Raw genomic sequence first — 12768 nt, 5'->3', positions numbered from 1 at the left:
GGCCGGGTTCAAAGGAAAACTGGGGGCGCCCGCGCTGAACACCCTGATGCACCGAGTCTCCGTGCTCTCGATGGCGCACCACCTGTCCAAGCAGCCCAATCCGTGCGTCGACCCTGCGGTCAAGGCGCTCTTGAGCAAGACAAGAAAGGCCTACGCGAAGCGCAACGCCCTGCCCCACAAGCAGCGGGCTCTGACCAAGGAGCCGCTGGAGGCGGTGCTGGAGACCTGCGACGACTCGCTGAAAGGAAAGCGCGACCGCGCCCTCCTCCTCTTCGCCTGGGCCTCCGGAGGGAGACGGCGCTCCGAGGTGTCGGAAGCCGTGTTCGAGAACCTGCACCGCGGCGATGAAGGCGCCTACCTGTGGAGCTACTGCACCACAGCCTGGGACGACATCGATGCGGTGGTGTTCGACTTCGCAGAGAGTCGGGCCGGGCGCCACGCTCGCCGCTTCCTCGGCATCGAGGAGGACGGCAGCGGCGGTTGGCGCGGCACGTTGAAGCTTGGGAATTTGTCGCTCACAACACTTGGATAGTAGACGGTCACGGTCCTCTGCTGACCGATTCGGTAGGCGCGAGCCGTGGCCTGATCTTCTTTGGCTGGGTTCCAGGTGCGTGTGAAATGAATGACGTGGTTCGCGGCCTGGATGTTCACGCCAAAACCCACTGCCAGCGGGGAGAGGATGATGACATTGAATCCCTGCTGTTCTTGGAAGGCATCAATAAGTTGTTGCCGGTTTTCGCCCGCACGTGGATCGGCAGACGTGTCACCATTGACGATGCTAGGCGCAAAACCAAAGAACGACGCGATGACGCGCTGGAGAGCAAGTTGTAGCTCCCGGAACTCGCAGAAGATGATGACCTTGTGTTCACCTGCCCGATCCTGGGCAAGCGCCTTCAATCGCTCGACCATCCAGCCCATCTTGGGCGATTCGTTTACGAGGCGTTGGATGGGAATGCTTCGGACCTCGGATTCCGCGTGCCCGTGCGGATCCGAGCAGATCTTTCGAATGGCCAGCAGCGCTTGAAGCTGGGCGGAGGGATTGGTCAGGGCCGACCGCAAGCGGTCCACACCCCCGTCGAATTGCACCACCGCCATCGCATCGGTAGGTCGCAGGCGCGAGGCCACGAACGTCGCGCAGCGTTGCGCCTCGGCCAACGGGCGGCCGTCCATCGAGCCCGATCGGTCGAGCACGACCGCGAGGTTCTGCTGCGGCCGGGCCGTCGCCTGGCCTGCGGGCGCCTCGGGCGCCTGAACCCGGACGAGGACATCGACCATGTTGTCGCGGCCAGCGCAGAGGCCAGCGCGAAGAGGAAGCAGGACGATCCGGCTGGCGAGGGACAGGTGTTCGTTCATCGATGGCTTTCGGAAGGGGCTGAGGGCTGAAGAGCTGGTGAGGGCACAGTTTTTCAGGCCGCAAGCTCACAGCGTGAGCCTGTGGGGCCGCCTTCCCTCGCGCTTTGATGTCACATGCCGCTGCGGCCTTACATTTGCAGGCTTCACGGGGCTGAGACGCACACATGGACCGGACCGAGCGCTTCTACACGATCGAACGACTGATCCGCAGCCGCGGCTGCGTCAGCTTTGCCGCGCTGCAGGAAGAGCTGGCCGTCTCGCGCGCAACGCTCAACCGCGATCTCCTGTACCTGCGGTCCCGGATGGATGCACCCATCGTGTTCGATCGGCACGACAACGGGTACCGGCTTGCGCCCGACACGCGAGACGCCCGGCAGGTCCACCATCAACTCCCGGGGGTTTGGTTCAGCGAGCGAGAGATCCATGCACTGCTCACCATGCACCAGTTGGTGCAGGGACTGGACGACGGCGGCGTCCTCGGCCGGCACCTGCAGCCCGTGCTAGACAAGCTGCGCGCCATGTTGGGTGCCAGCGATGCGGAGCCCGCCGAGCTGGTGCGCCGGATCAAGATCATGAGCCCGTTCAAGCGACCGTGCCGACCCGGTTTTTCGAGATGATCGGCAGCGCGCTCGTCAAGCGGCGATGCCTGCAGATGCGCTATTTCAGCCGCGGGCGCAAGGCCACCAGCGAACGCCTGGTCTCGCCGCAGCGCCTCGTGCACTACCGCAACACCTGGTACCTCGATGCGTGGTGCCACGCCGCGAAGGGATTGCGCCGGTTTGCCCTGGACGCGATCGAGCAGGCCGAAGTCGTCGATGACGCCTGCAAGGACGTTCCGATGGACAAGCTCGAGGAAGCGTTTGACCGCGGCTACGGCGTCATCACGGGCGACCGGATCCAGCGCGCCACGATCCTCTTCGACGCCGAGACAGCCCGCTGGGTGGCGCGCGAGGTGTGGCATCCGCTCCAGAAGGGCACGTCGCTGCCCGATGGCCGGTACCGGCTCGAAGTGCCCTATGCCGAGCCGACCGAACTGATCATGGATGTGCTGAGGCAGGGCGCCCACGCGACGATCGAAGCGCCGAAGGAGCTCAAGCGGCGCTTGATCGAAACGCTCGTCGAACTGCAGAGGAAGTACGACGCATCGCCCTGAGCCGCCGGCGGGCCAACCTTCGGATGGGCCTGGACGTGAAGAGGAGCCGGTTAAGAGATCGAAGTCTGATCCAACATTTCGACGCCGCTGACCATCGGACGCCGACGGCAACGATGTTGCATCCGGCAGATCTCTCGGGCCTCGGCAGCGGCGCTCAAGAGCCCGCGCCGGGCGATTCCTCGGCCTTCGGCGCCAGCCCGACTGTCCAGCCACCCTGTTCTTGCTGCACCCTAAGGAGGTCGTACGTCCTGACCATGTCCAGCAGTCCCGAGTGACCGTATGCCTTGGGAGAGAATGCCGGATCGGTTCGCTTCAGGTACTGGCCAAGCGGGCCCAGGTGCACTTTGCCTTCCGAGGTGTCGCCGGCAAGCAAGGTGACTGCTTCGATCACGAAACGAGGCCGCCGCTTGATGACGGCCGCTGGGGCTTCGACCTTCGATGCGGCGGCAGGCTTGGGCGCCTCGGCCTTGGCCGCCGTACCTCCTGCATCCAGACTGACGTCGGCTACGGCTTCTGGGCGCGTCCACTGAAAGAACTGGTCGCTCGCATTGCGCAGTGCATCGGGGGCCTTGGATTCGCCGACGATGCACACGGTGGCGCCGCGCTCTCTGAGCTTGCGGCACAGATAGGCAAAGTCCGAATCGCTCGTGACGAGGCAGAAGGTGTCGGCCCGCCTGTCGAACAAGGCCTCGAGGGCGTCCAGCGCCAGCGCGATGTCCGCGGTGTTCTTGCCCGAGGTGTACTGGTACTGCAGGCACGGGGTAAAGGCCTGGCGGACGAGCGCCTCCTGCCATTTGTTGGCCAGCGTCGTGTGGTTGCCGTAGCCACGCCGCAGCACGACTCGCCCGAACTGCGCGACGACGCGCAACGCATGGTCGAGGATCTCCGGCGGGACGTTGTCGCAATCGACAAGAACCGCCACGCGGGTTTCGGCGCTCGCCGACGGAATGGTGCTCATGGATACAGGGCCTCCTCGGGCCTATGGTTGCGCAGGCTCTGCGACTGTTGCAAAGTGGGTCTGTTCGGGCACGCTGTGGAAGAGGTACGGGAAACCGACCTCCCGGCCAGACTTGACGTCGTGCTGCGTCATGCCGCCGTCGACGGCGAGTACACGTGCGAAAGGTCGATGCTCAGCCACTCGACCATCCGGCTCGGCAAGTGGGGCAGCGCATCTTCCAGGGTCGCATCCGCTTCGGCATCGACCTCGTTGGTGTCATCCCCCTCCTCGTCTCCCTGTTCGTAGCGGGCCTCATCCACAGTCAGATCGAAGTCGGGCGTTCCAAGCAGCACCTCGAAGACCTGGGCGCGACTGAGGAGCTTGTCGTACTGGAATTGGTCGTAGTTGTGACCGAGGAACGGAATGCCGACCCGGATGGGGGCGTGGCATCCTAGCGCCTCGGCCAGGCTTCCCACGCGGTCGATGCGGCCGATGCGCTGCTCGAGTCGAGCTGGGTTCCAGGGAAGGTCGTGGTGGATGATTTCGGCGCATTCCTTGTGGAGATCGATGCCTTCGGACCCAATGGCCGTGCAAATGAGCACCTCGGGCGCCAGGGGCGAATTGAAGGCGGCGCACCATTGCACGCGCTGCTCGGCCTTGGTGCTGCCGTCGATCTCGACGACAAGGCGTTCGTCACGCAGTTCGACGCCGCGCCAGAGACTGCGTCGCCGCGTGTTGGTCTTGTCGACAGGATTGATCGATCCGTTGGCTTCGACCAGGCTGACGACGAATCGCAGCAGCCGGGCCCAAAGGCTTTCTCCGCCGCCGCGGTCCTCGCGCAGTCCTCGAAAGACCGCTTCGACTTCAGTCTCGCCCTCCTTCGGAGGCAGGCACCGACGCAGCTGGTCGGATCGCAGGGCGACGCGCCGCAAGCCGCTCTGAAGACCATGCTCGCCCATGAGGATGGCATGGAAGGCCAGGAGGTTGGCCGGATCGGGCGCTTCACCGCGCGCCACCAGCGCGTCCGCCTCGCGGTCGATCAGCTGCCAGAGAGCCCGCTCGAAGTCAGCGGAGGTGGGGTCGACCCACATGTTCAGGCCCGTAAGGAATCCGTGTTGGAACACCTCGTCGATCGACCTTGCGACGTCATCGTCAGGCGCCTCGGTGTCGCTCTGCGTATTGAGCACCTGCCGCAACGCGGCTTCGTCACCGGTCTCTAGCAACCGGCCCAGATGTGCGAGCAGGCGGTGTGCGCCGTGGCATGGAGACTCTGCCACTCTGGCCTCTTCCGCGAGAAACCAGAGGTCGAGCAACCTGAGGACGCGGCGGTCGGTGACGGGTGCTGCGCGCATGCGGTCGGCGACGAAGGCCACGGCCCTGGCGCGGACGTCGGGAGCTTCGACGTCGACGCGCGGCGCGCTGACACGACGCCATGCGCGGTACCACTGCACGTCGCAGAAGAGGGCGTCCCTGCGGATGCGGTCCCGGGCCGCCGTCGCGTCTCCGGATGAATCGCCGAGCGCCAGGTCGATCCGGGCGCGCAGGCTCGAGGCGATCTCCTCCACGGTCTTCACGCGCTCGCAGAAGATGAGCGTCTTGCGACCCCGCAGGTAGTTCGCTTGGGCGAGCTCGACGGTGGCGGTCACCTTGGGGTGGTCGCTGCCGGAAAGGGCCTCCTCGAAGAGGTTCATGTAGGCCAGGGTATCGGGAGGCAGGTCGGCCCTCGCCGCCTCGCCGTCGGACCGGCTTTCCTTGAAGGCCGCCTTGCTGGAGGACATGCCCCGCGCGAGCCGGGCATTCACCGGCGCGTGAAGCTCCGGGCCCGCGGGGTCGACATCGACGTCGACGTCGTCCTGCTCACCACGCAGTTTCTGCTCGAGCCGCATCGCGAGGAAGTTGATGAAGGCATCGCCCGGGGCGACACGTCCGGGCACCTTGTAGAGCGATCGCCGTGTCGACGCCGGGTCCATGTAGTCGCGCCCGGCGTGGAACTGCCGCCGGGTTCGCGGCTTCACATGTCGGATCATGATCTGGCGCTGCTCGACCAGCAGCCGCGTCACGGCGGCCCGGTAGGCCAGCGCGGACTGGCAGAAATCGATCAGCGCTGCGGTGGAGCCGTTGGCCGTGGCCGCGACCTCGAGTCGCCGCACCAGCTCCGCCTCCTCGAGGCTTGCGTCATCAAAGGCATGGAGATCCGAAGCCGGCAAGCGCGCCCACGCGGCCCGGAAGCCTCGGTTGGCCACCAGGCAAGCCTCGACGAGGCTGCCGCTCGCCGCCGCATCGAGCGGAGCGTCGTCGGCGCCGAACATGCGGCACAGCACCTTCTCGGTGGCACCGGCCGCCGATGTCGCGAAGCTGAACACCTTCTGCATCTCGCCCTCGGCCAGCTGGAAGGGCGTGGCGGACATCAGGAGCTTGCAGCGAATGCCGTTCGCGAAGTTCTGCCGGAAGTCGCGCGCCCCGTTGGCCCCCGACTTCCAGTTGTGAACTTCGTCGACCACCGCCAGCTGGATGCCCGATTGCGCGAGCTTGTGTGCAATGACCCCATCGAACAGTGCGGAAAAAAAGGACTTGATCCCGGGACCACCGACCCCCGCAGGATCGCTGACGATGGCGTTCCAGCTGCTCTGGAGGTCGCTGCTCGCCTTGAGGACGGCATCCACGCTGCTGCGGGTGCGATAGAGGTCGACGTCCTTCAGCGCGTCGAGCTCTTTCAGCGTGGCGTCCTTGAACATGAGGCTCGACTTGCGCAGCGACCGGATGACGGCTTTTCGTGTGGGCTCGTGCCGGCCCTTCAGCAACACCGACAGCACGAAGATCGCGAACTGCCGGTTCTGCGGGTTGTCTCCACGCCGAGGCGTGCGCAGGGCATTCATCCCGAGAATCAGAACGTTCGGCTCGTACGCGTCCTGCTGCGCCGCGAATTCCCGGAACAGTTTCTTGATGGTCCTCGCGGCCCCCTCGGGATCGGTGTGCAAGCTCCCTTGCGGCCGCACCATCGCGTGCAGATGATCGTTGCCGGCGGCATTGGCGCGTTCCAGGAAGGCGTCGAAGCCCGCGATCGAGTAGCGTGAGGCAAAGGCCATGGCGTCGGGCGAGGTCAGCTCCAAGTCCTCGAGTACCTCCCATGGTTTGTGCCTGTTGGTCAGCCAGTTCTTGCGCACCGCCCACTGGCGCAAATAGAGCAGGATGCACCGGTAGGTGCCAGCCGACACCTTCAGGGAGCCGGTCTCGTTCGCGTGGTCGTGCAGGTTGGCCACGAGCTCCCAGAAGCTTTTCAGGACCAGCGGTCGTAGCGCGCCTTGCACCCCTGGCTTCAGGTAGGCCTCGCTGAAGCTGCGGATCTCCTGCTCCCACTTCGAGCGAAGCACCGAACTCGGCGGCGTGATCAAGAGCGCACGCGCCTCCTGCCCCCCTTTCTCCGGCTGTCCCAGCACGAAGTCCGCCAGCACTGCGAGCGCCACGTAGCTCTTGCCCATGCCGACTTCGTCGGCCAGCAGCTGGGTGTCGCTGCCGGCGGAGAAGCGGCGGCGCAGCTCTCGTGCCGTGGCACGCTGGCGCTGCCAACTCGGCGCCAGATCGGGACGCTCCGCCTCGAGCCGAAGGAGGTCGTCGAAGGAGTCTTGGGTCATGACTGGTTGCGGCAGTGGGCGAGGTAACGGGCCGCCACGGGATCGGTGGAGGTGGGAGGGAGGTGCGCGGCCAAGCCCCGCGCGAGCTCGACGGATCGCGTAGACGCTCCCGGCAGATGGCGCGCGAGCAGGACCAACTCGCCGAGCTTGAAGCTCAGCTCCTGCGCGGGGTCGGCCGAGGGCTTGTGCTGCCTGGTCAGCACCGTGGCCAGGGTCTGCAAGGGCCGCTCGACCAAGGCGCGCCACTGTTCGGAACGCTGCGGGTCGGGCAGCTGCATGGCGCGCTGATGCCGGGTGACGAATTCGCGCTCCATGCTCGAGAAAAGACTCAGGTAGCGCTGCATCCGGACGACTGGGTTCTGCTCGCGCCCTGCATCGAGCGGCGCCTCGCGGGGCGGCAGGCCATCTTCTTCATCATCGAGGAGTCCGCCACCGTCCGCTCGGCGGGTGCCGACGCCGAGCTGGAAGGCCATCCAGTCCTCGGCGCTGGGATGCACGTGCTGCTCTCGCTTCGCGAACAGCGTGTCCGCGTGCCGGAAGGGAACGAAGTAGAGCCGGTCGGGGTGGCCGAGCGGCTGGAAGGCCAGGTTCCGTCCGCCCAGCAGTCGCGCGAACAAGGTCTCGGCGGGCAGCGGATTCGACCTGCCGCCATCGAATTGCAGGCGCACCTGCCCCCAATAGATGACATAGCCGGCCAGCGCATCGAGGTCATCGCCCTGGACCCGGAAATGGAAACGGTCGGATCCGACGCCCGTCTCCTCGAGCACGATGCTCTGGACGAAGTCGGGGTAGCCGGGCAAATCCGCATAGTCCTCATCGTCCAGCGGCAGCGGTGGTGCCGTGGGCGGCAGGCTGCCGGCAAGGTCGCAGGTTCCGACTTCCAGCCCGTGGCAGATCTTTCGGACCAGGTCCTTGTCCCGGGTCTTCCAGGCGACCCCGAGCTCCCGGTTGTCGCCGTTCCAGGCCTTGCAGGTGAAGTTGGCGCTGCCGACGTAGACCAGCGCTTCATGTCCGCGCAGCAGCACCAGGACCTTGGCGTGGAGCTTGCGCACGAGCACCCGCCCCCGTGTGCTCGCCCCCTCGTTGGCCGCCTCGATCCGCTTGACTTCCTCCGCCGAGATCTCGGCCGCGATGGCCTGCAGCGTCAACCGGGCCGGACCGGGAAAGTGGGCCTGCGACAAGCCTTCCACGCAGGACTGATCCGTCACGACGTGCAGGGCCGTGAAGTCACCCAGCGTTCTGCGCAGCTGTTCGGCGAAGACGTCGCCTTCCTGTCCATGATCGAAGAACGGCGACACCGCGAACACCCGGTCCGGGGCCGCGGGCCCCATCCATTCCTGCCAGAGCGCTCCGAGCTGCTCGAGGCCGGCACCGTGATAGCCCGAGGAAACCAGGCGCGGCGCGCCGACCGCCGGCGGCCGGCGCAATGCGGTGGCGCGCTGGCCCAGTGCGGCGACGATGTCGCTGAGCGTCTGCGAGCCGTGGGAGGCATGGCCCGAGGCCAACAGTTCCGCGAAGTCCAGGAACAGCGCTGCATCGTCGGTGTGCTCGGCGTCCAGGCGATAGGCGCAGAACACCTCCCTGTTGCTGAATAGCCCGGTGCGCGTGAGGTTCATCGAGCCCAGCCACAGATGAGCCGCGTCTCGCGTGACGACCAGGTAAGCCTTGCTGTGATGGCAGCTGTATGCCGGCATCTTGACCGGCAGCAGTTCCATGAAGTGAGGCACGAGGTTGAACGCGCCAGTCTTGCGGGCGTCATAGATCACCACCGGCGCCACCGCGGAGATCTTCTGGAGATCCAGGGGCCGCGGCTCGAAGGACTCCCCGAGCGGCCGGCCGGCGACCAGGTTCAGCAACTGCTGGTCATCGAATTCGTAGGTCAACGCCAGGATGTGCTCGACGGGATCGTCCGCCGATCGGTCGAAGACCTCGGCGAAAGCATCCTGGAGCGACTGGTGGGGCAGCCGGCGGCTCATGCGGCATGGCCTCCCGCCCAGGCGTGGGCATGGTAGGTGGTACAGCGCCGGAAGTGCCAGTCGCGCCGTGACCGGTATTGCAGGCGGTCCAGCTGTCGCTCTACGTCGGGAAGCGCCTCGAGGTCTTCCATCACCTCGGCGACCTCCGCAGGCGCCACCTTGTCCTTCACGAGCACGCCCGAGGCGTCGAAGTACGGCGACACCCCCTTGGCGCGCTGGTGCGCAGTGTGATGCTGCACGATGACCGCTTCGACATCGGCGAAGCGCTTCTTCGTTACGGCCAGCGTGGCGAACAGCCTCCCGGCGTCGTGGCGCGTCGTCTTGGCCGCGAGGTCGACGATCGCATCGGCGAGCGTGTCATCGGCGACGTAGCGCTGCAGGCTCGCGGGCGCGTCGAAAGCCAATGCCGCGAGCCGCCGATCGAACACGAACTGGATTGCGCCCGAAAGCCGCTCGAAGGTATGAATCGCGCCCACCTGTGCCCCCAGCGAGGGATAGCGGTCGGCCAGCCAGTCGTACTGGGCACAGTAGGCGCCGGGGGAGGCCTGGAACGCATCCAATCGAGAGATGGGCACGGGATCGGCCCACACGGGAGCGGTCTCGGGTCGCTTGGCAGTCCAGGCGTCGATCACCCCTCGCCAAGCGGCCCTCTCCTTGGTGCTCGGTTCGGCGTGCAGGTGAAACGCCTGGCCACCTCGGGCGAGGTCCTGCGACTGGAACGCATCGCCGTTCTCCCATCGGCTGAGGATGGCATCCAGGTCCTGGCCGTGCCGGCATGAGAAGCCGCGCGCCAACGCGGTGCCCGAGGCGGTCAGCGCCCTCCCCTTCGGATCGAGCAGGCCCCAGGCGATGCTCGGACGGCGGTAGTGGCCCAGCGTGCCGTAGGCCAGCTTCTGGAAGATCGGGTGGCCGGTGGGAATCGCCGCCAGGCGGACACTCTCGGCGCCGAGCTGCTGGTACTTGCGCACGTTCAGGATGGGCTGGTCCATGGCCGCGTTCATGAGGCCCCAGACGATCTCCAGGCGCCTGAAGCGGCGTGCGTATCCCGTGCTGTCCGGCTGGTGCCCCTTGGCACCCAGCCACTGCGACGCGGCGCACAGCATGCCGTGATACGAAGGATGGTGGGTCAGGACGGTGAACTGCTCGAAGATCAGGTCCTGGAGGTCGCGGGAGGGCTTCAGGAAGCCCAGGGGGTCGATGAGGACGCCGGTCTTTTCGACGATCACGTATTCGGTGAATTTCACGCTGGCCGGCCTTCGAGAGGGATTGGAGGGAGCACGGGGAAAAACCATATGCTTAAAAATCACATCGCCCGGCGCGCGAGTCGTCCGGCATGCGCAGTTCCTTGACGCTTTCGTGCGGTTTCGCACCGTTCAGAGAAATCCGATCGCATTGCCGGTGCCAGTCGACTTGGCCGCACTTTCGAGGGCCAGTTCGGCCAACCACGCCTCGACGTCCGGCTCGGCCCGCATTAGGCGCATGCGCCTCTGGACATTGGCGAAGTCGCCGGGCGTCAGTTGGTCGAGCCGACCAAGTCGGGCGAGTTGCTGCGGCGTCAGGGGCCATGCGAGCCGGCGTCGACGATCGCCCGAAGCGAGGCATTCGACTAGCAGGTCCTCGCGCTGCCGGGCATCCATCGGCAGCAGTTCGAGCCGAAACACGAAGCGTCGCATCAAGGCGGGATCGAAGGCCCCCGCATGGTTCGTCGCACAGATAAAGACACCCTCGAACCCTTCCAGACGACGCAGGAATTCGGCCGTCACGGCGACGTCGGCCCGATGGTCGGTCGACGCGCGACTGCCGAGTAGCGTCTCGGCTTCGTCGACGAAGAGCACCTCCACCTTCGGGTCGCATTCGGAGAAGAGGCGCGCGACGTTCTGCTCGCTCTCACCGAACCACTTCGAGTGGATGTCCGCCGCTGTTCGGTACGTCAGGTCGCGGCCCAGCCGGTGCGCGATCTCGGCAGCCAACTGGGTCTTGCCGGTTCCGGGGGGGCCGACAAGCATCACGGTCGCCTGCCCCACCCGTTCGAGGGCAGACATCATGGCGGCAGGTTGCGTGTTGCCGGATGTGCGCAGATAGCGCAGGTCAATGCGCGTCTGCGGGTCAGCCACCGACATCGGCTCGGCATGGCCGAGTGCCCGCGCATGGTCGCTCAGCATCTCCTGAGCGGCTGCATCGGCCTGTGCAGGCGCGACGCCGCCTAGCGAGAGATAGCGGGCGGCCGAAGCGATCAGCGCCGGCGAGAGCCGGGTCTGCAGTGCCAGCCGATCGCACATCGCTTCGGATACGCCGACGGGTCCGAGATGACTCAGCGCGAGTTGTCGGCGCTGCGCCCTCGGCGGCGTCGGGAATGCCAGGCAGTAGGTGAAGCGCCGCACGTAGGCCGGGTCCAGGTGCTCGATCTCGTTGCTGATCCAGATCACCGGGACGCGATTGTGTTCGAGCAGGTTATTCATCCAGGCCTTGCTGTCTTCCGCCGAGCCGAAGGCGCGACGCAGGGGGTTACCGTAGTCGCTCTGGAAAATGTCCTCTGCCTCGTCCAGCAAGATGACGCTGCAACCCGGTGGCGCGAAGATCGCGCTCATGTGCAGGCTCGCCAGGCGCTCGGCGCGTGTGGCGGGGTTGCCCGCACGATCGGCATCGAGTACCCGAAAGCCCTCCGCACGCAGGCTGGCGATCAGCGCCCGCGCGTACTCGGTCTTCCCTGTGCCGGGCGCGCCATAAAGCAGCAGATTGACACCGCGCGCCTGTTGTTGCAAGGCTCCGCGCAATAGATCGCGAAGACGATCGGTGCGGCCCTGAAGGTGCGGCCATTGCAAAGGCTGGCGAGCAGCGCCTGCTGCCAGGGGCTGGAGCACACGTTGGGACATCTGCGACAGCGAGCGGTGGTGACCAGCCACCAGTTCTGCGCCCGACTTGGACAGGCGCATCGCATCCTCGAGGTCGCAGTGGCCGCCCGACCGGGCTTGGAGCAACCCTGCGCAGTGCAGTCGCCCCTTTGAGCTCAACGCGAGCGAGAGCGCATGTTCGTCGGGGAGGCCGAGGGCCATGCGCAAGGCCCGGATCTGACGCGCCGGCGAAATAACAAGGGCGAAGACGTGCGCATCGACCGAGCCGATCTCGATCGCCGCGCACAGAGACAGCACGTCGCGCTCGACCGGATCGAGCTCCAACATGGCGCAGAGCCACGCAATGTTCCTGTCGCTTCGCAGAACCTGCTTCGCGCGCGATTCGAGCCGCTGCTCCAGCGCATCGAAGAGCACCCGGAAGGACACGGAATCATGGGTCAGCCCCCGACCGATGGATCGCAGCATGGCGTCGTCGTCGGGATCCTCGGGCAGGGCATAGCGCGCATCGAGCAGGTTCCTCGTCCCCATCGAAGGCCCGCAAGCCGGCACCTCGAGGTCAATGAGTTCGATGCCCTTGCGGGCCTTCGGTGTCGAAGGCGAGGAAGTTCGATGGCCGGACTGAGTTCGAAGGGCCTCTCTGAGGCGCCTGGCCTCGAGACGAACGACCGGCCAGAGCGCCTTTCCGATCGACTCGTGCCCATGTTCGTCGATGGCCAGAGGTGCCCCGCGGAACAGCCGCAGCAGTGCAAGGCACACGCGGACGTTGGCCACCGCGATCGGGCTGCGATCGCGCGGATTCCAGCGTACCGGGGAACAGAACATCGACACCTCCTGGGAAAGCATCGAGTCTCGTGGTCGAGGCGAC

General features: G+C 66.1%; 7 protein-coding genes and 2 pseudogenes. 3 read left to right on the top strand and 6 right to left on the bottom strand.

Going from position 1 to position 12768, the window contains the following annotated elements; genetic code table 11:
- Nucleotides 1-352: 352 nt before the first annotated feature.
- Nucleotides 353-496: pseudogene (locus QTI45_RS35585) on the top strand (IS66 family transposase); the annotation flags it as partial.
- 71 nt (nucleotides 497-567) lie between these two features.
- Here the strand turns inward: QTI45_RS35585 and QTI45_RS31625 are convergent.
- Nucleotides 568-909 (bottom strand): annotated as a pseudogene (locus QTI45_RS31625) (helicase-related protein); the annotation flags it as partial.
- A gap of 608 nt (nucleotides 910-1517) precedes the next feature.
- Here QTI45_RS31625 and QTI45_RS31620 point away from each other — a divergent pair.
- Together QTI45_RS31620 and QTI45_RS31615 are read left to right on the top strand one after the other, a co-directional pair.
- Complete coding sequence (locus QTI45_RS31620; protein WP_286657179.1) at nucleotides 1518-1970, top strand: helix-turn-helix transcriptional regulator; 453 nt, start codon at nucleotides 1518-1520, stop codon at nucleotides 1968-1970.
- Complete coding sequence (locus QTI45_RS31615; RefSeq protein WP_286657178.1) at nucleotides 1967-2506, top strand: helix-turn-helix transcriptional regulator; 540 nt, start codon at nucleotides 1967-1969, stop codon at nucleotides 2504-2506. Before QTI45_RS31620 ends, QTI45_RS31615 begins: the two co-directional genes overlap by 4 nt.
- Nucleotides 2507-2660: 154 nt before the next feature.
- Here QTI45_RS31615 and QTI45_RS31610 read toward each other — a convergent pair whose 3' ends face one another.
- The 5 genes from QTI45_RS31610 to QTI45_RS31590 form a co-directional block, all read right to left on the bottom strand.
- A complete protein-coding gene (locus tag QTI45_RS31610) occupies nucleotides 2661-3464 on the bottom strand; it encodes an NYN domain-containing protein (protein ID WP_286657177.1) in 804 nt (267 codons plus the stop codon).
- A gap of 128 nt (nucleotides 3465-3592) precedes the next feature.
- Complete coding sequence (locus QTI45_RS31605; protein ID WP_286657176.1) at nucleotides 3593-7075, bottom strand: C-terminal helicase domain-containing protein; 3483 nt, start codon at nucleotides 7073-7075, stop codon at nucleotides 3593-3595.
- Nucleotides 7072-9051: a phospholipase D-like domain-containing protein gene (locus QTI45_RS31600; protein WP_286657175.1), complete on the bottom strand. Its 1980-nt coding sequence runs from the start codon at nucleotides 9049-9051 to the stop codon at nucleotides 7072-7074. Before QTI45_RS31600 ends, QTI45_RS31605 begins: the two co-directional genes overlap by 4 nt.
- The gene (locus QTI45_RS31595; protein ID WP_286657174.1) at nucleotides 9048-10295 is read right to left on the bottom strand and encodes a hypothetical protein; all 1248 of its coding nucleotides are present in this window, start codon (nucleotides 10293-10295) and stop codon (nucleotides 9048-9050) included. The genes QTI45_RS31600 and QTI45_RS31595 overlap by 4 nt, the downstream gene beginning before the upstream one ends.
- Before the next feature lie 129 nt (nucleotides 10296-10424).
- Entirely contained in the window at nucleotides 10425-12746 is a 2322-nt protein-coding gene (locus QTI45_RS31590) for an AAA family ATPase (protein ID WP_286657173.1), read from the bottom strand.
- Nucleotides 12747-12768 lie beyond the last annotated feature (22 nt).

The sequence above is a fragment of the Variovorax saccharolyticus genome (assembly GCF_030316765.1).
GTDB classification, from domain to species: Bacteria; Pseudomonadota; Gammaproteobacteria; order Burkholderiales; family Burkholderiaceae_C; genus Variovorax; species Variovorax saccharolyticus.
Note: the sequence above shows the minus strand (reverse complement) of the source record. Positions and strands in the feature narration are given on the sequence as shown.